Below are 22,838 nucleotides of genomic sequence, written 5' to 3'. Positions count from 1 at the left end.
TCTGCCACACGTTCCAGTATTTTCACGCAGGCCTCAAGTGCCGATGGGTTGTTTCTGCAAAGCCATTTGCAGTGGATCACAGATCGGCCAACCCCATGGCGGCATAGGCGGGCGGCATCAGCACGCGCCGCCACCGGCCCAAAGGAAAGCGCCGCGCGGTCTTGGACATGAGTTTTGGCAAACCACTGGTCTGGCCGAGCGCCAACCGCGCCAAGGCCCGGCCACTATAGGTGCCCATGGCGACTCCGTTGCCGTGATAGGCAAAGCCCGCGAACATCCCGATCTGTTCAGGAACAAGCCCGACAAAAGGCACCAGATCGCGCGACATGCATACCATGCCCGACCAGATATGAGTGACGTCCACCTCGGACCACGCCGGGAACATTCGCTTGAAGTCGCGTTGCACCTGCGTGCGGATCGCTGCCTCGGATTTGGGTGAGGACAGCAGCCCGCCCCGCATGCCAAACAGGAACCGACCATCCGGCATCAGACGAAGATAGTGCAAGAGATTGCGCGTATCGTAGGACATCTGATCCGAGGTCCAACCCTGCGCCTCCTTCTCGACCGGCGTCAGAGGACGAGTGACCAGCACCGTGGATTGGGCAGGCATGTAACGAGCCGACATCCAGGACGGGATATCTTCGCTGGAGTACCCATTGGTGCAGACCAAGACCTTGTCGGCTCGGATTTGGCCTTTTGGTGTTTGAACAGCAAAGCCTGACGCGGTCTTCTCAATGCTCAGAACGGGGCTGTTCTGAAAAAACACTGCGCCTTGCGCCTGCGCGGCTTGGGTTAAACCAAAAAGGTATTTCCGAGGATTCAGGCCAAACCCAACAGGAGTTGTGTACCCACCGTGAAACGGCCCGTTCAGGCCCAGACCGGGTAGATCAGCGGCTTCATGCAAAATACCGTTCTCTTCGGCATTGCGTCTCAACGCCTCCATCGCGCGGCGGGAATGGGCCAGTTGCGTCTCACCTTTTGAATGCCGATCCACGTCGATCCCGTAGCGGTCCAGAAGGCTTTCGACTAGTTGCACCGAGTCGCTTTCAGCCTCGGAATAGGCTTGCGCAGAAGCCTCACCATAGCGACGACACGTTGCCTTGTAGCTGAGTTTCGATCCCCCCAGACAGCAAAACCCACCATTGCGTCCTGATGCCCCCCAACCGGGTGTTTCGGCTTCACACACTGCGACGGACACGGCGGCATCCGCCAGATGCAGTGCGGCTGAAGCTCCGGTGAAACCGCCGCCGATGATGGCAACATCAACTTGCAAATCACCCTGCTGTTCAGGCCAGTCGGGGGCGGCGATAGTTTCGTCCCACCAGCACCCATGCCTTGGCCCATCACCATAGGTGTAGTCTGGAAATATCCGTTTCATTCGGCGCGCACGGCGGCCATCTCATCCTGCTTTTGCCGCATCATGGCGCGTTTGGTCACCAATGAGGCGGTGATGACGCCGATAGTCACAACCGCGATCATGAGGGTCGACAGCGCGTTAATCTCAGGGCTGACACCAAGCCGCACCGCCGAGAAAATCTTGATCGGCAAGGTCGTGGCAGACGGACCCGAAGTAAAGGACGCGATCACCAGATCATCCAGAGACAGAGTAAACGCCAGCAGCCAGCCTGAGATCACTGCCGGTGCGATGATAGGCAGAGTTACCAGTCTAAACGCTTGCGCGGGCGAGCAGCCAAGGTCCAAGGCGGCCTCTTCCAGCGACTGGTCAAAGGTCACAAGACGCGAGGAAACAACCACTGACACAAAGCACATCGAAAAGGTCGTATGGGCCAGAACGATGGTCAGGATCCCCCGGTCCAATCCGATACCGATGAAGAGCAGCAACAGGGACAGACCTGTGATCACCTCGGGCATGACCAGCGGCGCGTAGATCATTCCCGAGAACAGGGTACGGCCAAAGAAGCGCCCTCCGCGTACCAGGACATAGGCCGCGGCGGTGCCCAGAATGGTTGCCAGCGTCGATGAGAACACCGCCACCCGGATCGTCACCCATGCCGCGTCCAGAAACGCTTCGTTCTGGGCCAGCTCTCCGTACCATTTGGTCGAGAACCCCGCCCAGACAGTGACCAGTTTGCTTTCGTTGAAACTGAAGATGATCAGGATAATCATCGGGATGTACAGGAACGCGAACCCCAGCGTCAGGGAAACCGTGTTGAACCAGCTTAACCTGTTCATTTCTCGGCCTCCGCCTGTTTCTGCTGGTTGCGCTGGAACAGCACAATCGGCACCACGAGGATCAGAAGCAGTACCACCGCCACCGCACTCGCCACCGGCCAGTCACGGTTTGAGAAGAACTCCTCCCACAGAACCTTGCCGATCATCAGGGTGCCGGAACCGCCCAGAAGCGAAGGGATCACGAACTCACCGATCACCGGGATCATCACAAGGAAACAACCCGCAATGATGCCGGGGCGCGACAAGGGGATCGTCACCAGCCAAAAGGCCTGCAGGCGCGAGCATCCAAGATCCTCGGCGGCTTCGATCAGCGACTCGTCCATGCGCTCCAACGACGAATAGATCGGCAGGATCATGAACGGCAGATAGGTGTAGACGATTCCGATATAGACGGCCGTATTGGTGTTCAGAATCGTCAGCGGAGTCGAGATGATACCCGTCCACAGCAGAAGCTGGTTCAGATACCCTTCGTTCGACAGGATACCCATCCAAGCGTAAACGCGGATCAGGAATGAGGTCCAGAACGGCAGGATCACCAGCATCATCAGTGTCGGGCGCCATTCAGCAGGCGCGCGCGCCATGCCATAGGCAATCGGGTATCCCACCAGCAACGTCAGAAAGGTTGAGATCACAGCGATCTTCAGGCTGGAGAGGTAGGCCTTCCAATACAGGTCATCCTCGGTCAACCAGACGAAATTCTCAAAATCCAGCTGGCTGAAGAAATCCTTGATCCCGGCCCAACCCTGCGACAGGTCCAAGGTCGGCGTGTAGGGCGGGATCGCCAGTTCCGTGTCCGAGAGTGAGATTTTCAGGACAATGAAAAACGGCACCAGAAACAGCGCCAACAACCAGACATAAGGAACTGCGATCAGCAGCGCGCGGCGCATCAGCTTGCCAACAGGACCGCAGCCGTCGCTGTCCAGGACAGCCAGACCGGGTCTTCCCATGTGAATGACCGACGCGAGATGCGGCGAGTATTGGCCGTTTGCGCCTTGATGATCGTGCCGTTCGGCAGCTCGACATGATAGGTCGAGAGGTTGCCCAGATAAGCGATATCCAACACCTTGCCCTGCACGGCATTGATTGCCTCGGCAGGGCGGTCAGTTGATATCGTCACCTTCTCGGGCCGGATCGCCAGATGGCAGGCCTGACCCTCCGAGAAGCCGTTTGCCGAGGTTGCCGTCAGCGGAGCCTGCCCTTCGGCCCAATCGATCCGATAGGTTTCCTCACCATTCGCGGTGGCGTGGCCTTCGATGATGTTTACGTCGCCGATAAAGTCAGCGACATAGACCGAGTTCGGGTTTTCATAGATGCGATCGGGCGTGGCGACCTGCATCAAGCGACCTTGATCCATTACCGCCACGCGGCTGGCAACGGTCATGGCTTCCTCCTGATCGTGGGTGACGATCACAAAGGTCGTGCCGGTCTTCTCTTGAATATCCATCAGTTCGAACTGCGTATCCTGCCGCAGTTTCTTGTCCAACGCACCCAGAGGTTCGTCCAACAGCAACAGCTTAGGCGCCTTCGCCAGTGACCGCGCAAGCGCGACCCGTTGCCGTTGACCGCCCGAGATCTGATGTGGCTTTCGGCGTGCAAATTGCTCGAGCCGGGTCAGGCGCAGCATCTCTTCCACCCGGTCCTCAAGGTCATGCTTGGGCATGTTGTCCCGACGCAGACCGAAGGCGATGTTTTCCCAGATGCTGAGATGCGGAAACAGCGCGTAGGACTGGAACATCATGTTAACCGCCCGTTTGTTGGGCGGGATCGGGTCAATGTCCTGACCGCCTAGAATGATGTGCCCTTCGGTCGGCGTTTCGAACCCCGCCAGCATCCGCATCATCGTAGTCTTGCCGCAACCCGACGGACCGAGCAGGGCAAAGAATTCTTTCTCGAAAATGTCCAGAGACAGATTGTCTATGGCCGTGAAATCTCCAAACCGTTTGGTGACATTCTGGAATTGGATCAAGGGTTTCGCCTGCGGGTCATCCCACGGCGCAAAGACGTCAGAGTTCAAAACGGCCCCCGTTCGACAATCTGGAAGTGGGCGCAAGGCGATCCCCGCCGCCTTGCGCGAAATCGGATCAGGTGCCCGATTTGATCTTGGTCCACATACGGGTCACAACCCGCTGCGTTTTTGCCGGGTAAGGCGTCGTGATGTAGAGGTTCTGCATCGTCGCATCATCCGGATAGATCGCCGGATCACCGATCACGTCTTCCTCGAGGAACTCTTGCGAGGCCTTGTTGCCGTTGGCGTAGTACACATAGTTCGACGCCGCCGCCATGTTGTTGGCATCAAGGATGAAGTTCAGGAACTTATGCGCGCCTTCCGGGTTCGGAGCGTCCGCCGGAATAGCCATCTGGTCGAACCACATAAGCGAGCCTTCGGCGAAGGGGTGGTATTCGATCTCAACGCCGTTGTCGGCCTCGGCCGCACGGTCACGGGCCTGCAGAATGTCACCCGACCAACCAACTGCAACGCAGATATCGCCATTGGCCAGCGCGTTGATGTATTCCGAGCTGTGGAACTTCTGGATATAGGGGCGCACGCCGGTCAGAACTTCCTCGACCTTCTTGATGACGTCCGGGTCATGGCTATCCGGGTCCTCACCCAGATATTGCAACGTCATCGGGATCATTTCAGCGGGGGCATCCAGGAAGTGCACTCCGCACTCGGCCAGTTTCTCCATGTTTTCGGGCTTCAGCACCAAATCCATGCTGTTCAGCGCAACGTCATCCCCCAGCGCTTCTTTCACCTTGCCGACATTCACACCAATGCCCGTGGTGCCCCACATGTAGTTGATCGAATAAGCATTGTTCGGGTCGTATCCGGCAGTACGCTCCTGGATGACATCCCAAAGGTTGCCAGCATTGGACAGCTGAGCCGTATCCAGTTCCCGGAATGCTCCGGCCTGAATCTGGCGCTGAAGGAATGTACCCGAGGGCACCACGACATCATAGCCAGAGCCACCGGCCAGCATTTTGGTCTCCAGCAATTCGTTGCTGTCGAACACGTCGTAGATCAGGGTCAGCCCTGTCTCTTCCTCGAACTTCGTTAGAAGCTCCTCGTCGATATAGTCCGACCAGTTATAGACTCGCACCTCTTCGGCGAAGGCCGCCGAAGTCCCCAATGCGAGAACCGCTGTCAGTGTCAGCGTCTTGAACATCATTTTTGTTCTCCCTGCGATTATGGTGGGTATTGTCCCGTTTTTTTGGATTTGATCAAGTTTTGCGTTTTTCGACTTTCTGAACTATGGTTCCAAAAGGTCAACAGCCCGGCAAGTCGGCACCCATCGAGACAAGGCAAACCAATTGGATTTGATCAAAAATAAGGCACCTAAGCCCAATATTGACGCCGGGAAACGGCCCGCGCACGAACAGGTCTACCACACCCTGAAATCCATGATCATGTTCGGCGAGCTGGTACCAGGTCAGCCCGTCACCATTCAGGGCCTGACTGATTCGCTCGGCGTCGGGATGACCCCCGTGCGTGAGGCGATTCGACGTCTGATCTCGGACGGCGCATTGGTGTTTCAGGGTAATCGCAGGGTCAGTGTGCCGTTGTTGTCCAGCGGTGATGTTGAGCAGGTGATCTTCGCCAGAATTACCATAGAATCAGAGCTTTCAAGGCGATCCACCGCCAAAATGTCCGCCAGCGACGTTGATCAACTGGAAGCTATCGACCAGCAATTGGACCAGATGATCGCGGATGGTGACGTTCACGGCTACCTGCATCTCAACCACAGATTCCACGAAACGCTATATGCACATGCCGATGCGCCCGTTCTGAGCGATCTGGCCGAGCGTCTGTGGCTTCGATTCGGGCCATCCTTGCGTGTGGTCTGCGGCCGCTTCGGCACTCAAAGCCTGCCTGATCGCCATAAGGACATCATCACAGGGCTACGCGCCGGAGATGCGGAAAAGGTGGCGAAAGCGACCGCTCAGGATATCGAGCAAGGCATGGAACTGATGATCGAAGCCGCCTCGGACATCTAGAAAACACCGATTCGATTGACAGGAAATAATTTGATCATATTGTGACTCGCAACCACCGTTGCAGGAGTCTTTCGGATGTCCACGATCACAAACCACATGCCCACCGCTGAATTGCAGGCGCTGGATGCCGCCCACCACATGCACCCGTTCTCTGCCAACGGAGCGTTGGGGAAAGAGGGCGCGCGCGTTATCACCCGCGCCAATGGCGTCTATCTGACAGACAGCGAAGGCGAACAGATCCTGGACGCAATGGCCGGCCTGTGGTGCGTGAATATCGGCTACGGGCGCGATGAGCTGGCCGACGCCGCCGCTCGCCAAATGCGCGAGCTTCCGTACTACAACACCTTCTTCAAAACGACCCACGTGCCTGCAATTGCACTGGCCAACAAACTGGCCGAGCTTGCCCCAGGCGATCTGAACCACGTGTTCTTCGCCGCTGGCGGGTCCGAGGCGAACGACACCAACATCCGTCTCGTGCGCACATATTGGGCCGAGAAAGGCCAGCCCGACAAGAACATCATTATCAGCCGGCACAACGCTTACCATGGCTCATCGGTGGGCTCTGCCTCGCTGGGCGGTATGGCCGGAATGCACGCGCAGGGCGGGATTCCGATCCCGAACATCCACCACATCAATCAACCCAACTGGTGGGCCGAGGGTGGCGACATGACGCCCGAAGAGTTCGGCCTCGCCCGCGCACGCGAGTTGGAGGACGCCATCCAAGAACTCGGCGAAGACCGCGTCGCGGCTTTCATCGCCGAGCCGGTTCAGGGCGCAGGCGGCGTGATCGTTGCGCCTGATACCTACTGGCCCGAAATCCAGCGCATCTGCGACAAATACGACATCCTGCTGATCGCCGATGAAGTGATCTGTGGCTTTGGCCGTACCGGCAACTGGTTCGGATCGCAAACCGTCGGCATCAAGCCCCACATCATGACCATCGCAAAAGGCCTCAGCTCGGGCTACGCGCCCATCGGCGGGTCAATCGTCAATGACGAGATCGCCGAGGTGATCGGCGGCACCGAGTTTAACCATGGCTACACCTATTCCGGCCACCCGGTCGCGGCCGCTGTTGCTCTGGAAAACCTGCGCATCCTCGAAGAAGAAAAGATCGTCGAGCATGTCCGCGACGTCGCCGCCCCGTACCTGAAACAGAAGTGGGAGGCGCTGGCCGATCACCCGCTGGTAGGCGAGGCCAAGATCGTCGGCATGATGGCGTCGATCGCGCTGACCCCGGACAAGGCCAGCCGCGCAAAATTCGCCTCGGCCCCCGGCACGGTGGGCTATATCTGCCGCGACCGCTGCTTTGCCAACAACCTGATCATGCGGCATGTGGGCGACCGGATGATCATCTCTCCGCCTCTGATCCTGACGACGGCGGATATCGACGAGATGTTCGTGCGCATCCACAAGTCTCTGGACGAAGCACAGGCTGAGATCATCGCGCAGGGTCTGATGAAAGCGGCCGCCTGATCCGCCCTTCATCTGGCTGAAAATATACCGGGGGAGACGCCGATAGGCGGCGGGGGCAGAGCCCCCCTCCTCTACCTCAACCGCTCAAGTAAACGAATGGACGCGTAGCCATCTGGCAGTAGTCCTTGCGCCAGTTGATAGGCCCGCACTGCATTCACCGTATTCGGCCCGGTACGCCCGTCTATGCCCTGAGTATCGAACCCGGCCTGCGTCAACCGCGTTTGCAATTCCTTTTTCTCGGTAAAACTCAGCACCCGGTCGCCACGCGGCCAACTGGCCTGAAACGGAGCGTCACCACTCAGACGATCCGATAGGTGACCGATGCCGATCACATAGGCATCCGCGCCATTGTACGCCTCGATCACGCTGAAATTGTCGAAGATCATCAGCGCTACACCCTGCCCGCCTGCTGGCAATAAGATCGCAGACCGTCCATGATCGCGCACTGGTTTGCCATCAAGCCCGACCACACCACGTGCCGCCCAGTCGGACGGCATCAGAGTGTAATCCCGCTTGGCAGTCGCATAGTCGAATCCCTCGGGCAGCCGCACCTCAACGCCCCAGGGTTGCCCCTTGGTCCACCCGTGCCGGGCAAGATAAGCGGCAGCCGAGGCCAGCGCGTCCGTCGGATCCTCGGACCAGATGTCGCGTCGCCCATCGCCGTCGAAATCAACTGCGTGGTCCAGATACGAGGTCGGCATGAATTGCGTGTGCCCCATGGCGCCAGCCCAGCTGCCCACCATACGACCCGCACTTATGTCCCCGGCCTGAATGATCCGCAAAGCGGCAATCAACTGGGTCTCGAAAAACGAGGCGCGGCGGGCATCGAAGGCCAATGTCGCCAGCGAGCGGATCGTCTGGTTGCTGCCACGATAGGACCCGAAGGAAGTCTCAAGGCCCCAAATGGCGGTCACGACCTCTTTTTCAACGCCATATTGCGCCTCGATCTGGCGAAGGACTTTCCGATGCCGGTCCAAACCCGCGCGACCATTTGAGATGCGTGTGTCCGAGACAGCCGCGTCCAGATATTCCCAGATCGGCTTTGAAAACTCTGCCTGATTGCGATCCCGTTTGATAACCTTTTGATCATAGCTCAGCCCGGCCAGTGCCTGATCCAAGGTCTGCTGAGTGATCCCCTGCTCCACCGCCCGCCGCTGAAACGCGCCGAGCCATGCCTGAAAGCGAGCATTGCCTTCTACCGACACCCGAACGGCCTCAGCCGAGGGTCGCGGCACCGGCCGGAGGGAAATCACCACATCCGCCGAAGCCAGTTGTATCGTATTGTCCAAAAGTCGATTTTCTGACCTTTTGGAAGTTTCTGCTAAACCTGCCTGCATCATGGATGCCCACAATGCGGCGGTCATGACGCCGCCTATGCATTTACGCATTCCGTTTTTTCCTGATTACTGCTCCGCCTCAGGATAGCGCAAAATGGGCGGTTTTCAAAGCGCGCAGAGCGGTTCTGCTGATAGGGTCATCCGAGGATTTTCTGCCCGTTCTGCCAGACGGCCAGCAGATCCCCCTCAGGGCCGATATGCAAGACATGTGCCAGCACGCCTTTGACCAGACGTCCGATCTGGCGATTGCCGATCAAGTTCGCGGGCACAAGGCTGGCCATCTGCAGGGCCTTAGCAAACGGCACATCGACCTGCGTGGTAAGATTCCGCGCCGCCTGCAGCAATTCCAGATGCGCGCCGGCCAGCGTTCCTTCGGCAAGTGTCAACCGGTTGTCCTCACGGTGGATTTCGCGGCCATTGAGCTCAAACACGCAGATATCCGACCCTGCCGTCGCCATGGCATCGCTGACCAGAAAAATCTCACCCGGCCCCTGCTTGGCGTTCAGCGCAGTGCGGATCATGGCAGGATGCACATGGATCATGTCCGCGATTAATCCCGCCGAGAATTTCCCCTCGGCCAATGCCGCGCCAACGGTTCCCGGCGCGCGTCCTTGCATCTGGCTTTGCGCATTGAACAGATGCGTCACACAGCGCGCGCCGGCCTTTGCAGCAGCAACGCAGACCTCATAACTGGCATCGGTATGCCCCAAGGAGACCAAAACACCTGCCGCCGTCAGCGTTTCAATCTGGGCGATTGTGACGCTTTCGGGTGCCAGCGTCACTTTAAGAACCGGCAATAGGGCGGCGGCCTCAAGCAGTGCCGCGACATCCACATCTTCCATCGGGCGGATAAAGGCAGCGTCATGCGCGCCTTTGCGGGAGACGGCCAGATGTGGGCCTTCCAGATGCAGGCCAACGATCCCCGGAACGCCTTGCCGCACGGCCTCAATCGCGGCCGAGATGGCGTTTGCAGTGACCTCGGGCGAATCCGTGATCAAGGTCGGCAGGATCGAGGTCGCCCCGATCTGCGCATGAGCCCCAGCCATGATCTGCAGCGCGGCAACATCCGGCTGGTTGTTGAACATCACCCCACCGCCGCCATTGACCTGCAGATCGACGAAACCCGGCGCAAGAAACCCGCCCTCCAGCGTGATTGGCACGTGCCCAGAGCCAAGTTCCGACATGGGAACGACGCCATCAACCCGCCCACCCCGATGCAACAGCGCGTGGTCTTTCACGATGCCGTCCGGCGTCAAAATATCCGCTCCGATGAGGGCGTGGGCTGCCTCAGTCATACCGTCTCCGTCACCTTCTTGAGGTGCCGGGGGGCATCCGGGTCAATGCCGCGCGAGGCGGCGAAAACCTCGACCATGGAGTAGAACGAAACGATCAGGCTCAGCGCGTCGGTCAGCGGGTGTAGCGTGCGGACATGTTCGACCGGTGACGCAGATTTGACCTTGGTCGTGGTGGCAAAAACGCGGGCCCCTTTGGCGCTGATCGCGTCGGCGACCTCGGACAGCGCGGATTCTGCAGCATCGGCAGCCGCAAAGCTGAGGACAGGAAACCCTTCTTCGACAATCGAGACCGGCCCATGCAGCACTTCGGCCGAAGAATAGCTTTCGGCATGCAACTGGCAGGTCTCTTTGAACTTCAAAGCCGCCTCGTTGGACATGGCCAGCACCTGCCCGCGCCCCAATGTGAACAGCGACGGGTTAGCCCCGATCGCGGCCCGCACCTCAGGCCAGTCGATACGCGCAGCCTGCGCCAGCCGTTCTGGCAAATCGCGAATGGCAACCAAAAGTGCCTCATCCCGCGCCCATTCGGCCAACACCCAAAGGCCCGCCACGGCCGAGGACACAAATGTCTTGGTCGCGGCCACACTCAGTTCGGGGCCTGCCTGTATATCAATTGTGTGGGCACAGGATGCCGCCAATGGAGAGGCCGCGTCATTTGTCAGCCCGATGGTCAGCGCGCCATCACGATACGCGCTGCGGACCATCGCCAGGATATCCGGGCTTTGCCCGGACTGGGACACGGCCAGACAAAGGCTGTTTTGCAGCCGGAGCGGCGCGTTGTAGATCGACGCGACAGAAGGACCAACCGAGGCCACCGGCAGACCCAACAGGATTTCCGACGCGTATTTGAGATAGGTGCAGACATGATCCGACGACCCCCGCGCCACGCTCGTCAGAAAGGCGGGATCAAGGGTCCGGGCGACCTCGGCCGTGGCGGTGATGTTCTTTTGACCCCGGCTGAGCAGCCGTTCGACCGCTTCGGGTATCTCGTCGATTTCCCGGCGCATCCGGGTGATCTGCTGTTGCATGTGCTTTCCTAGCTGTTTGCAAGGCGCAGTTCGGCCACAAAATCGTAGGCGTCACCGCGATAGACAGAGCGTGTGAACTCCACCACACGTCGATTGGACAGGAATGAGGTCCGGACGATCCGCAGCCCGGCCACGCCCGGCTCGACCCCCAGAACTGCGGCATCGTTGGCCTCAAGGTTGATCGCTGAAATTCGCTGCATAGCGCGCACCGGGCGGTTGCCGTCGCGTTCCAGCACTTCATAAAGTGAGGATGTTACGCCTTCTGGATGCGGCAGGATATCGACCGGCAGGGCCGCGTGCTCAATCGCCATCGGCCGGTCATTCGCCATGCGCAGGCGCGACAGCCGCGCCACCTCTTCGCCCGAGGACAGGGCCAACGCCATGACCTCTTCAGGTGAGGGTGTGTGAATGCCCCGCTCCAACCACTCGCTGGTCGAATCCAATCCGCGGCGGTTCATGTCTTCGGTAAATGAGGTCAGTAGAGACAGCGATTGTTCGACCCGAGGCGTTCCGTCCGCCACGAAACTGCCCGAGCCCTGACGCTGCACGATGATGCCACGCTCGACCAAATCCTGCAGCGCGCGCCGGACGGTAACACGGGACAGGCCGGTCAGATGGGCCATCTCGCGCTCGCCTGGCAGCGGGGCGCTTTCGGCCAGAACGCCGGCTTCAATGCTTTGCTCAAGTCGCTTGCGCAACCGAACGTAAAGAGGGCCTGTGGCCTCCTGCAGCCAATCGGCAGATTTCAGGAATGTCTCGATTGTGTCGTTCATCAGCCCGCCCCTACCTTTGCCCGCTCGGCCAAGTGGCGCGCCAATATCAAAGCGCCGTCAAGCGGTGAGCCCTTGGCCTCGGTCAGGCAGGCCTGCATGTGTGGGGGCAGATACCCCGCATAGTGCGGTGCGACCCCGCCGATCATGCAGATGGGCGATCCGTCGGTGTGACCAAGGGCGCGTAGCCCCTGCGCCAGATAGTCGGCCCCGCCTAGCATCAGATCCCGCGCCACGGGATCGCCACCAGCCGCGGCCGCGATGATCTCGGGGGCGAGGCCTGCAAAATCAGAGGGACTCGACTGGCCAACAAACCCAACGATTTGCATGGGATCGTCGCCATATTCCGCGCTGATTTTTCGGGTCAGCGCGCTGTGGGGTTGAATGCCGTCCATCGCCAATAGAACGCGTTGAAGCAGTTGAACGCCTAACCAATTGCCCGAGGCCTGATCGCCGATCAGAGCTCCGTAGCCGCCAATAAACTGCGTTCGCCGATCGGCCTGACGGGCCAGAAAGGATCCCGTTCCAACGCCGATCACAGTACCGTCCTGCGCGCCCAACGCGCCCACAACCGCCGATCTGCGGTCATCTTCTACTTCGACAATTCGCGAGGGCAGACTGCGCGCAACCTCCGACGCCACAACGGCATCCGTCACCCCAGCCAGCCCCGCGTAGGTCGGAATCTCGGCCAGATGTGTTCGGGGCAATTGCGCCTTATCGGCCAAGGCCTGCAGCCCCTCATCGAGGGTGCGCAGCGCTTTCTGACGATCCGAGAAGGCATTAGCACTACCCAATGTCACCTCAACCCGACCGTCAGGCGTGGCCATCGCGAAACGGCACTTTGTGCCACCGCCGTCGATCGCAATCAGGTATTGGAAGGACTCACCCATATAGATACCTTTAAAATACCTTTTGCCGAAAAAAAAGACCTCAGCATATATAAACTGAGAATTATTGGTGATTTTAGGGCTTTTTGGCATATTTCTCTAACGAGAGGTAGACAAAAGGTATTATATAGGTATTACTTTCATTTGGGGAGGAATCAAATGCTGCCGCAAACCGAAATGTTGCGCGACGAGGTCGAAGGACTTGACCTGCGGCCAGATGTCGACATCCTTGACTATCTGCTTGAGGCGCAGAAGGCAGCATTGGGTGGGCTTGACGGTTGCTTGGATGTCCTCTCAGAGGGGGCTGCTATTCTTACGGATACGGTGCGTCAGGGCGGCAAGATTTACTACGCTGCGGCCGGTTCCTCGGGCCTGATGGGGCTGGCGGACGGGGCTGAATTATCCGGAACCTTTGGCCTTTCGCCTGAGTCCATGGCGATCTGCATGGCAGGCGGGGTACCACAGGGCGCGGCGATGCCCGGTCATACCGAAGATGACGAAACTGCGGCGCAAACTGCGGCGGCCAAGGTACAACCGAGTGACGCTGTAATCGCCCTTTCCGCCAGTGGCAGCACGCCCTATGCCGTCGAATTCGCCCGTCATGCGCGCACGCAGGGTGCCAGTGTCATCGGGATCGCCAACAACGCAGAGGCCCCGCTGTTCGACTACGTGGATTGCGCCGTCCACCTGAACACGCCACCCGAACCCATCGCTGGCTCAACGCGCCTTGGGGCCGCGACGGCGCAGAAAGTGGCTCTGAATATGATGTCCACGCTGATGGGCATTCGCCTGGGGCATGTTCATGACGGGATGATGGTGAACGTCATTGCGGACAACCATAAACTGCGCCAACGCGCCGAAGGGATCGTTGGAAAAATCGCCGGGGTTTCGGCAGAGCAGGCCAGTGCTGCGCTTACGCAGGCGTCCGGTAACGTGAAACAGGCAATCTTGCTGGCCGCGGGCGCCGACAGCCCGGACTGGGCCGAGGCGCTTTTGGCGCAATCCGATGGCCACCTGCGCCCCGCACTGAAACAACTTTAAAACCAAACAAAATACCAAGGGAGAAAAGACCATGAAGAAAGTATCACTAAGCGCCGTTTTGCTGGCGTCGTCGGCCCTTGCAGGCGCCGCCTATGCCGAAACGGTCCTGACTATCGAAAGCTGGCGCAATGACGATCTGGCCCTGTGGCAGGAAAAGATCATCCCCGCGTTTGAGGCGCAGAACCCGGATATCAAAATCCGATTCACGCCCTCGGCCCCTGCCGAATACAACGCCGCCCTGAACGCCAAACTGGATGCCGGATCGGCCGGAGACCTGATCACCTGCCGTCCGTTCGATACCTCGCTTGGTCTTTATGAGGCCGGTCACCTGACGGATCTGTCTGATCTGGGCGGCATGGCCAATTTCTCGGACGTGGCGAAATCTGCATGGCAGACCGATGACGGCGCGGCGACCTTCTGTGTTCCCATGGCCTCAGTCATTCACGGTTTCATCTACAACAAGGACGCCTTCAACGAGCTGGGCATCGACGTGCCCACAACCGAGGCTGAGTTCTTCGCCGCGCTCGACAAGATCAAAGAGGACGGCACCTATATCCCAATGGCCATGGGCACCAATGACCAATGGGAAGCGGCCACCATGGGCTACAACAATATCGGCCCGAACTACTGGAAAGGTGAAGAGGGGCGTCTGGCTCTGATCGAAGGTTCGCAGAAGCTGACGGATGAGGCATGGGTTGCACCCTATCGCCAATTGGCGAAATGGGGTGAGTACATGGGCGACGGGTTCGAAGCCCAGACCTATCCGGACAGCCAGAACCTGTTCACTCTTGGCCGCGCTGCCGTCTATCCCGCTGGCAGCTGGGAGATCAGCGGTTTCAATAATCTGGCCGATTTCGAAATGGGTGCATTTAAGCCTCCGGTCCAGAATGCGGGCGATGAGTGCTATATCTCGGATCACACCGATATCGCCATCGGCCTGAACGCAGCCTCGCCCAACGCTGAGGCCGCGCGCACCTTCCTGGATTGGGTTGGCTCGGAAGAGTTCGCGACTATCTATGCCAACGCCCTGCCCGGCTTCTTCTCACTGTCGAGCTTTGACGTCGCGATGGACGACCCGCTGGCGCAGGAGTTCGTAAGCTGGCGTGGCGAGTGTGGCTCGACCATCCGCTCGACCTACCAGATCCTGTCGCGCGGCACGCCGAACCTTGAGAACGAGACCTGGAACGCCTCGGCTCAGGTCATCAAGGGCGAAGAAAGCCCTGAGGACGCCGGGCAGCGCCTGCAGGATGGCCTCGCCTCCTGGTACGCACCGCACCAATAACCACTCACGAAACCAACGGGTCCGGCCTTCGGGCCGGACCCACCCAGAACAGTCGAGGCATAAGATGGGCAACAGCCGGATCAAATGGCACATAGTGGTGTTCCTTGCGCCCGCCGTGCTGGTTTACACTGCCGTGATGATCCTGCCGCTTTTCAACACGCTGCGGCTGGCGCTTTATACCGAGGTCGATCAATCCCGCGTCTTTGTCGGGCTGGACAATTTCCGTACCCTGTTCGGCGATCCCTTATGGTCGGATGCGTTCTGGAATGCATTAGGTAACAACTTCTGGTTTTTCTTCATTCACATGCTGGTGCAGAACCCGATCGGCATCGCTCTGGCCGCCATGCTCAGCCACCCGCGGCTGAGGTTTGCCGCTTTCTACCGCTCGGCCATCTTCATTCCGACAATCCTGTCTTTCGTGATCGTTGGCTTTGCCTGGAAACTGATCCTGTCGCCGATCTGGGGCATTGCGCCGGACATGCTGGCCGCTGTTGGCTTGAAATCCCTCTATGCTCCGTGGTTAGGGAAAGAGGAGTATGCCCTGACCACCCTGGCGCTCGTGTCAGTCTGGCAGTTTGTCGGTATCCCGATGATGCTGATCTATGCCGCCCTGCTTTCAATCCCAGAAGAAATCCTTGAGGCCGCCGAGGTCGAAGGCATCACCGGTATGGCCGCCTTCTGGAAGATCAAACTGCCGCTGATCCTGCCGTCGATCGGCATCATCTCGATCCTGACCTTCGTGGGGAATTTCAACGCGTTTGACCTGATCTATGCCGCCCAAGGAGCTCTGGCAGGTCCCGATTTCTCGACCGACATTCTGGGCACCTTCATGTACCGCACCTTCTTCGGGTTCCAGTTACAGCTTGGCGATCCGCATATGGGCTCGGCCATTGCGACGGGTATGTTTGCGATCATCCTGACGGGCGTCTGCGTCTACCTGTTCCTGATCCAGACCCGCATCCGCCGGTATCAGTTCTGAGGGTAGCAAGATGAACAAAGCCCGCAGAAACCCGTTCAATATCGCCGCCATGCATGGCGCGCTGATCCTGTACACCCTGATCGCGCTGTTCCCGGTCTTTGTGATCGTGATTAACAGCTTCAAGTCCCGCAAAGCGATCTTCCGTGAGCCGCTAGCCCTGCCGGATGCCGAGACATTCTCGATGATCGGCTATCAGACAGTGATGAAACAGGGGGATTTCTTCCTCTACTTCCAGAACTCGATGATCGTCACGGTGGTGTCGCTGTTCTTCATCCTGCTGTTCGGCGCAATGGCCGCCTTTGCCCTTAGCGAGTACCGCTTTCGCGGCAATACCCTGATGGGCCTCTATCTGGCCTTGGGCATCATGATCCCGATCCGCATCGGCACGGTCGCCATCCTAGAGATGATGGTCGCAACCGGGCTGGTGAATACGCTGATGGCCCTGATCCTTGTCTACACCGCGCAGGGTCTGCCTCTGGCCGTCTTTATCCTGTCCGAGTTCATGCGGCAGGTCAGCGACGATCTGAAAAACGCGGGCCGCATTGATGGCCTCAGCGAATACACAATCTTCTTCCGTCTGGTTCTGCCGCTTGTGCGCCCAGCGATGGCGACGGTGGCGGTGTTCAACATGATCCCGATCTGGAACGATCTGTGGTTCCCACTGATCCTGGCCCCGGCCGAGGAAACCAAGACGCTCACGCTGGGCAGTCAGGTATTCATCGGGCAATTCGTCACCGACTGGAACGCGGTTCTGTCCGCGCTCAGCATGGCGATCCTGCCGGTCATGGTTCTCTATGTCATCTTCTCGCGGCAATTGATCCGCGGCATCACCTCGGGGGCGGTCAAATGATCCGAGTCCTTATCGCAGGTCTGGGCAATATGGGCCTCAGCCACGCGCTGGCGCATCACCATCATGCCAACGCGCAGATTGTTGGGTTGGTCAATCGCTCGGGCCAGGTCGATCAGTCGGAGTTGCAGGGCTATCCCGCCTTCTCGGATTTCCACACTGCTTTGGCCGAAACCGCGCCAGATCTTGTGGTCCTTGCGACCTATTCCGACAGCCACGCTGACTATGCCCGTGCCGCGATGGAAGCAGGCGCACATGTGTTTGTCGAGAAACCTCTGGCCACCACCGTCGAGGATGCGCGCCGCGTTGTCGCCAAAGCTGATGAGACGGGGCGCAAACTGGTGATCGGCTATATCCTGCGCCACCACCCCTCGTGGATGCGTTTGATCTCTGAGGCGCGCGATCTGGGCGGCCCCTATGTGTTCCGCCTGAACCTGAACCAGCAATCCACCGGCCCGACATGGGAGACGCATAAGGCGCTGATGCAGACCACCTCGCCCATCGTCGATTGTGGCGTGCATTATGTGGATGTGATGTGCCAGATCACCGACGCCCTGCCCGTTCGGGTCAATGGGATGGGCCTGCGCCTGTCAGACGAGATCGCCGCGGATATGTATAATTACGGCCAGTTCCAGGTGGTGTTCGAGGACGGCTCAGTCGGCTGGTACGAGGCCGGATGGGGCCCGATGATGTCCGAAACCGCGTTCTTCGTGAAAGACATCATCTCGCCCAATGGCGCCGTTTCGATCACCGAGGGCAACAAAGGCGCTTCGGACGATGTGGACGGGCACACCAAAGTGGGCGGCATTCTGGTGCATCGCCCGGATGGGGACACTCTGATCGAAATGGACGGCGAACCGGGCCATCAGGAGCTGTGCGATGCAGAGCAAGCCTACATGCTGCGCGCCATCGCCGAGAATATCGACCTGACCCGCCACATGAGCGACGCGGTGCAATCCCTGCGGATCTGCTTGGCGGCTGATGAAAGCATTCGAACCGGGCAACCGGTTGACCTGAAGGAGGCGTGACGTGACCGCCCTGAAGCTGAGCAAAGTGTGTAAATCCTTCGGGCCAGTTGAGGTGTTGAAGAACATCGACCTGACGGTCGAGGAAAACGAATTCGTGGTCTTTGTCGGCCCCTCGGGCTGCGGGAAATCGACCTTGCTGCGGGTGATTGCGGGGTTGGAGGATGCGACCTCGGGCACGGTTGAAATCGACGGCGAACAGGTCAACACAGTGCCCCCGGCGAAACGCGGGCTTGCGATGGTGTTCCAGTCCTACGCGCTCTACCCGCATCTCACGGTGCGTGGAAATATGGCGCTTGGGCTGAAACAGGCCGGGCACCTGAAGGATGAAATCTCGCGCCGCATTTCCGAGGCCAGCCGGATGCTGTCGCTTGAGGATTACCTGGAGCGCCGTCCTGCCGAACTGTCAGGCGGCCAGCGGCAACGCGTCGCCATCGGGCGCGCGATTGTACGTAACCCGAAACTGTTCCTGTTTGACGAACCGCTGTCCAATCTGGACGCAGCCCTACGCCTGAATACACGGGTCGAGATCGCCAATCTGCACCGTCAGATTGACGCCAGCATGATCTACGTGACCCATGATCAGACCGAGGCGATGACTCTCGCCGATAAAATCGTGGTTCTGCGCGACGGGCGCGTGGAGCAGATCGGCAGCCCGATGGACCTCTACAACAACCCCGCCAACCGTTTTGTGGCCGAGTTCATCGGCTCCCCCGCTATGAACTTTGTCCCGGCAGATATGATCGGCGGCCCGAAGGGCACCTATTTCGGCATCCGCCCGGAATACGCCACCCATTCTGAAACCGGGGCCCTATCCGGCACCGTGGTGCATGTGGAAAACCTGGGTGCGGATACGAATATCATGGTCGATATCGGAACCGGAAAACCCTTCACCATCCGCGCCTTCGGCCAACACAGGGTTGAGCCGGGCGCGCAGACAGGAATCGCCTTCGATCAGGCCAACGTCCTCGCTTTTGGCGAGGACGGGCAGAGACTGTAGCGCTACGCGTCTTCCCCTAGCTCTTTGACGGCGGCCAAGAGGCGGGCGATTTCCTGTTCTGTGTTGTAGTGACAGAAGGAAATGCGGATGCAGTCCGATAGCCCCAACGGCCCCAGCACATTGCCCGAGTAATGGTCGGCCTTGCGCGTATGGGTTCGAATGCCCTGCTGGTTCAGCGTCTCGACCACATCTTCAGATGCCTTGCCTTTGACCACAATCGACACCAGCCCCTCTCGCGCTGGGTTGTCGGCCCCGGCAAGAATGGTGACGTGATCCATATCGCGCAGACCCGGCAGGTTGCCGGTGCCGTTGATTGCTGTATCGGTCAGGTGGGTCTCGTAGGCGTGAATGGCACGGCCCGCAGCCTCGATCCGCGCGCGCGGGTCGGTCTCGTTCGATACTTCCCCACCCAGCCAGTCGAAATAGGACACCACATCCGACACCGTCGCGTAGGAACCGGTATCGCGGGTGCCGAACTCCCACCCTGTTGCGGGGGCGTCGATCAGCATGTCGTGGGGCGTACGGGTCAGCCGGTCAGAGATCCATGCAATCCCGTATCCATGTCGCGAGAACACTTTGTAAGGTGAGATCGCATAGCCGTCGACGTTGTACGCATCCAGATCGAGCTGCCCGTGGGCCGCGTGCTGGATGCCGTCGACGATGATCATGCAATCCGGCGCAACCGCCCGGATCGCGGCCGAGATCGCGGCCACATCCATGCCCATGCCTGTCACAGGTGAGGCATGCAGGATCGTCGCCACCGCCACATCCGGGGTCATCAGTGCGGTGTAGTCCTCAGCCGTGACCAAACCGGTTTCGTTGTTATGCGGCACGTTCACATATTCCAGCCCGGCAATCTCGGCCCAGCGGCGTGCGGCGCTGCGGGTGGCCGGGTGCTCAATGGAGGACCCGATCACTTTGGCCCCTTTGGGTGCGGCCAGACAGGCGGTGCGGATCATGCGGAACAACAGCTCGGTGCCGCTTTCGCCTGCAAAGAACTGACCGCCTGAGGCGTTCATGAACACGCCCAGATCCTGCTTGGCCTGGTTGATCACATTCTGCGTGCCCTGCCCCGCAGGGTTGATACGGCCCGGATTGTCCGGGATCGCCGCATAAAAAGCCGAGGTCTCAGCCACCGATTTCAACGTCAGGGCGCCGCCTGCATTCTCAAAGAAAATGCGTTCACCCTGAAACGGGCAAGTGTCGACATGGGCGAACCTGTCGCGAATGGCATCAATAAGCGCGGGGTTGTCTTGGATCATGGGTCCGTCCTGTGGAAAGTCAGAGCGTTCGGACAGCTTGCACAGGCCGGCCGAACAGATCGAATTCAAACACCGGTTTTGTCCCCATGACAAGAAAAAGGGCCGGTTGAAACAACCGGCCCTTCTGCGTCAGTTGAACCGAGGGATCAGTTCGAACCGGCGTTCAGCTTTTCGTTCTGCTCGCGCAGCGTGTCCGAGATGATGGCGTACCACTCGCCGGACTGGCGCATCTCGTTCAGACCTTTGTTCATCATCGCGATGTATTCGCGGGCAAACGGGTTCGAACGGTGGGCCATGAAGCTCATCGACGAGAGAGTCGAAACATAGGGGTTCTCGACGATATCGTCCGATGTCAAACCCATGTCATTCATTGTCGAAGCAAACAGCTCAACCTCGAATGCAGCAACGTCTGCCGTGCCGGTGAGAACAGCGTCCAGGCATTCACGCGCTGAGTTGGGATGAATCAGGTTCAGGTTTTTGCCATTCAGGCCAACTTCTTCCAGAACAACCATGCTCCAACCCGCCATACGGCAAAGGGTTGCGCCTTCGAGATCCGAAAACTCTGTTGCGGCGGCGTATTCACTTTCGGGCAGCGTGAAGAAGCCACCAACAACGTCGTAGATCGGAACAGACGCCACGAACTGCGTGCAGCGGGCTTCGGTTGCCTCAGACCACTCGTAAGAGCGGTTTGTACAATCGGGCAGCGTCCAGGCAATCGAGATGTCGAATGCGCCCAGCGGCAGGAGAGTGTCCAAGTGCGAAGACCAGTCATCCACGAAGCTGACCGAGAAGTCGCGGCTATTGCCAGCGCGCTGCAGGCTGGTTGTTGCCAGACGGGTCATGATACCGCCACCGCTCAGGGATTCTGTCGTGAACGGTTCCCAGCCGTTGCCAGCAACCAATTTGATCGGCGGTGCATAGACGTTCGACCGTTTCACGCTGGCCGCACGCTGTTCTTCCGCTGCGATGATTTCCTGCGCCGACTGACCGTTAGGCAGGCTGCCATCCTCACACGGCAGAGCCAGGACAAGACCGGGCTCTAGCGAATTGGGGTTGGTGATCTCGTTGCGGTTCGCGTTGAAGATCGGCTGATAGTTCGATGTGCCATAGGCTGCGATCGCGATGGTTGCCATCGTGTCGCCGTCCTGCACGGTGTAGTTTGAACAGGCTTCCTGCGCTGCTGCAGCACCTGCGGAGAGTGTGAGGACGGCGGTTGCCGTCATCACTTTGGTATTGAGTTTTTCTCTTAGCATTTTTTATTCCTCCCATAAGTTGGAATGTGGAGATGAGGTTTCAGTTGATTGCGTCTAGCAGTCTTTCGTTATGCTCATTCAGGCTATCCGAGATGATGGCGTACCATTCCCCGGTTTCACGCATTTCGTTCAGGCCCTTGTTCATCAGGGCAAGGTATCTTTGACCCTGAGGATTGGACCGGTGAGTGATGAAGCGAAGGGACGACAGCGTCGAGACATAGGGGTTCTCGATCAGGTCGTTGGCATTCAGGCCCATTTCGCTCATGGCGTCTGCGAACAGCTGCAATTCGAACGTGGCGATGTCAGCTGTTCCAGTGATGACCGCATCCAGGCATTCCCGTGCGGTGGCAGGCTGCACAACGGTCATGGTGTCGTCGCGCAGCAAACCTTCTTGTTCCAGATCGTGCAGAGGCCAGCCTTCCATACGGCAGATCGTGGCGCCGTGCAGATCATCAAAGCTGGTGGCTCCGGCGTATTTGCCCTCGGGCACGCTGTAGAAACCGAACACGATGTCATAGACCGGGGCCGAGGCGTGGAACTGCGTGCAGCGAACCTCGGTCTCCCATGACCATTCATAGCTGCGGTTGGTGCAGTCGGGGATGTTCCAGGCCATCGATACGTCAAAGGCACCCAGCGGCAGCAGGGTTTCGATATGCGAGTTCCAATCGTCCACGAAGCTGATCGAGAATTGCTCGTTATTGCCACCACGCTGCAGCGTTGTGGTGCCCAGACGGGTGATGAACCCGCCACCGTTCAGGGTTTCATCCGCGAACGGAGCCCAGCCATTGCCGGTCACCAGTTTGATCGGCCGTTTGAACGCACTGCTCTGCGCAGAGTTTGCAAAACGCTCCTGCTGCGCCGCGATGATGTCGCTTGCGCTCTGACCGTTTGGCAGGTTTCCGTCCTCACAAGGCAGGACCAGAGACAGCCCAGGATCCAGCGCGTTAGGGTTGCTGATCGCATCGCGGTTCGCGTTGAAGATGGGCTGGTAGTTGGACGTGCCATACGCGGTCAGCGCGATGGACGCCATGGTATCGCCGTCCTCCACGGTATAATTCGTACAGGCTTGTTGGGCGGCAGCGGCTCCGGCACTGACCGTCAATAGGGCAGCGGTTGTCAACGCAACATTATGGAGCGTGAAGTTGGGCATTCGATGTTTTCTCCAGATAAAAT

General features: G+C 59.0%; 21 protein-coding genes. 8 read left to right on the top strand and 13 right to left on the bottom strand.

Annotated elements, in window-relative coordinates; all coding sequences use genetic code 11:
- Positions 1–76: 76 nt before the first annotated feature.
- The 5 genes from ACR0IP_RS11730 to ACR0IP_RS11710 all read right to left on the bottom strand — a co-directional run bounded on the left by ACR0IP_RS11730 (position 77) and on the right by ACR0IP_RS11710 (position 5,360).
- Positions 77–1,378: an NAD(P)/FAD-dependent oxidoreductase gene (locus tag ACR0IP_RS11730; protein WP_480525686.1), complete on the bottom strand. Its 1,302-nt coding sequence runs from the start codon at positions 1,376–1,378 to the stop codon at positions 77–79.
- Entirely contained in the window at positions 1,375–2,193 is an 819-nt protein-coding gene (locus ACR0IP_RS11725; RefSeq protein WP_170375678.1) for an ABC transporter permease, read from the bottom strand. Before ACR0IP_RS11725 ends, ACR0IP_RS11730 begins: the two co-directional genes overlap by 4 nt.
- Entirely contained in the window at positions 2,190–3,080 is an 891-nt protein-coding gene (locus ACR0IP_RS11720) for an ABC transporter permease subunit (protein ID WP_170376046.1), read from the bottom strand. Before ACR0IP_RS11720 ends, ACR0IP_RS11725 begins: the two co-directional genes overlap by 4 nt.
- The gene (locus ACR0IP_RS11715) at positions 3,080–4,207 is read right to left on the bottom strand and encodes an ABC transporter ATP-binding protein (protein ID WP_170375680.1); all 1,128 of its coding nucleotides are present in this window, start codon (positions 4,205–4,207) and stop codon (positions 3,080–3,082) included. The genes ACR0IP_RS11720 and ACR0IP_RS11715 overlap by 1 nt, the downstream gene beginning before the upstream one ends.
- Positions 4,208–4,274: 67 nt before the next feature.
- On the bottom strand, positions 4,275–5,360 hold the full coding sequence (locus ACR0IP_RS11710) for a polyamine ABC transporter substrate-binding protein (protein ID WP_170375682.1): 1,086 nt from the start codon (positions 5,358–5,360) through the stop codon (positions 4,275–4,277).
- Positions 5,361–5,502: 142 nt separating this feature from the next.
- Here ACR0IP_RS11710 and ACR0IP_RS11705 point away from each other — a divergent pair, with 142 nt between their 5' ends.
- Positions 5,503–6,186 (top strand): GntR family transcriptional regulator, encoded by a 684-nt coding sequence (locus ACR0IP_RS11705; protein WP_480525684.1) that lies wholly within the window; start codon positions 5,503–5,505, stop codon positions 6,184–6,186.
- Positions 6,187–6,261: 75 nt separating this feature from the next.
- Positions 6,262–7,659, top strand: coding sequence for an aspartate aminotransferase family protein (locus ACR0IP_RS11700; RefSeq protein ID WP_480525682.1), 1,398 nt, complete (start codon positions 6,262–6,264; stop codon positions 7,657–7,659).
- A 71-nt stretch (positions 7,660–7,730) separates the two neighbouring features.
- Here the strand turns inward: ACR0IP_RS11700 and ACR0IP_RS11695 are convergent, their stop codons facing one another.
- The 5 genes from ACR0IP_RS11695 to ACR0IP_RS11675 form a co-directional block, all read right to left on the bottom strand.
- Positions 7,731–9,047 (bottom strand): lytic murein transglycosylase, encoded by a 1,317-nt coding sequence (locus ACR0IP_RS11695; RefSeq protein ID WP_480525680.1) that lies wholly within the window; start codon positions 9,045–9,047, stop codon positions 7,731–7,733.
- Positions 9,048–9,133: 86 nt separating this feature from the next.
- Positions 9,134–10,291, bottom strand: coding sequence for an N-acetylglucosamine-6-phosphate deacetylase (gene nagA, locus ACR0IP_RS11690; protein ID WP_170375689.1), 1,158 nt, complete (start codon positions 10,289–10,291; stop codon positions 9,134–9,136).
- Complete coding sequence (locus ACR0IP_RS11685) at positions 10,288–11,319, bottom strand: SIS domain-containing protein (protein ID WP_480525678.1); 1,032 nt, start codon at positions 11,317–11,319, stop codon at positions 10,288–10,290. The genes nagA and ACR0IP_RS11685 overlap by 4 nt, the downstream gene beginning before the upstream one ends.
- 8 nt (positions 11,320–11,327) lie before the next feature.
- Entirely contained in the window at positions 11,328–12,092 is a 765-nt protein-coding gene (locus ACR0IP_RS11680) for a GntR family transcriptional regulator (RefSeq protein WP_480525676.1), read from the bottom strand.
- On the bottom strand, positions 12,092–12,979 hold the full coding sequence (locus ACR0IP_RS11675; RefSeq protein WP_480525674.1) for a glucosamine kinase nucleotide-binding domain-containing protein: 888 nt from the start codon (positions 12,977–12,979) through the stop codon (positions 12,092–12,094). The genes ACR0IP_RS11680 and ACR0IP_RS11675 overlap by 1 nt, the downstream gene beginning before the upstream one ends.
- 156 nt (positions 12,980–13,135) lie before the next feature.
- On the opposite strand from ACR0IP_RS11675, the gene ACR0IP_RS11670 reads away from it, so the two are divergent.
- The 6 genes from ACR0IP_RS11670 to ACR0IP_RS11645 all read left to right on the top strand — a co-directional run bounded on the left by ACR0IP_RS11670 (position 13,136) and on the right by ACR0IP_RS11645 (position 19,150).
- Positions 13,136–14,017, top strand: a complete 882-nt coding sequence (locus ACR0IP_RS11670) for an N-acetylmuramic acid 6-phosphate etherase (protein ID WP_480525672.1) — start codon at positions 13,136–13,138, stop codon at positions 14,015–14,017.
- A gap of 31 nt (positions 14,018–14,048) precedes the next feature.
- The gene (locus ACR0IP_RS11665) at positions 14,049–15,299 is read left to right on the top strand and encodes an ABC transporter substrate-binding protein (RefSeq protein WP_170678115.1); all 1,251 of its coding nucleotides are present in this window, start codon (positions 14,049–14,051) and stop codon (positions 15,297–15,299) included.
- A gap of 64 nt (positions 15,300–15,363) precedes the next feature.
- On the top strand, positions 15,364–16,278 hold the full coding sequence (locus ACR0IP_RS11660; RefSeq protein WP_170459957.1) for a carbohydrate ABC transporter permease: 915 nt from the start codon (positions 15,364–15,366) through the stop codon (positions 16,276–16,278).
- Positions 16,279–16,288: 10 nt separating this feature from the next.
- Complete coding sequence (locus ACR0IP_RS11655; protein ID WP_170375704.1) at positions 16,289–17,128, top strand: carbohydrate ABC transporter permease; 840 nt, start codon at positions 16,289–16,291, stop codon at positions 17,126–17,128.
- Positions 17,125–18,153: a Gfo/Idh/MocA family protein gene (locus ACR0IP_RS11650; protein WP_480525670.1), complete on the top strand. Its 1,029-nt coding sequence runs from the start codon at positions 17,125–17,127 to the stop codon at positions 18,151–18,153. Before ACR0IP_RS11655 ends, ACR0IP_RS11650 begins: the two co-directional genes overlap by 4 nt.
- Position 18,154: 1 nt before the next feature.
- Positions 18,155–19,150, top strand: a complete 996-nt coding sequence (locus ACR0IP_RS11645) for an ABC transporter ATP-binding protein (RefSeq protein WP_480525668.1) — start codon at positions 18,155–18,157, stop codon at positions 19,148–19,150.
- A 2-nt stretch (positions 19,151–19,152) separates the two neighbouring features.
- Here the strand turns inward: ACR0IP_RS11645 and ACR0IP_RS11640 are convergent, their stop codons facing one another.
- The 3 genes from ACR0IP_RS11640 to ACR0IP_RS11630 all read right to left on the bottom strand — a co-directional run bounded on the left by ACR0IP_RS11640 (position 19,153) and on the right by ACR0IP_RS11630 (position 22,815).
- Entirely contained in the window at positions 19,153–20,412 is a 1,260-nt protein-coding gene (locus ACR0IP_RS11640; protein ID WP_480525666.1) for an aminotransferase class V-fold PLP-dependent enzyme, read from the bottom strand.
- Positions 20,413–20,558: 146 nt separating this feature from the next.
- Positions 20,559–21,665 carry a LysM peptidoglycan-binding domain-containing protein gene (locus ACR0IP_RS11635; RefSeq protein ID WP_170471522.1) on the bottom strand — a complete coding sequence of 369 codons (1,107 nt, stop codon included), beginning with the start codon at positions 21,663–21,665 and terminating at the stop codon, positions 20,559–20,561.
- 40 nt (positions 21,666–21,705) lie between these two features.
- On the bottom strand, positions 21,706–22,815 hold the full coding sequence (locus ACR0IP_RS11630; protein WP_480525664.1) for a peptidoglycan-binding protein LysM: 1,110 nt from the start codon (positions 22,813–22,815) through the stop codon (positions 21,706–21,708).
- Positions 22,816–22,838: the final 23 nt, after the last annotated feature.

Source organism: Ruegeria sp. AL11 (assembly GCF_056540865.1).
The sequence above is the reverse complement of the archived record's forward strand: the minus strand, read 5'-3'. Positions and strand labels throughout refer to the sequence as shown.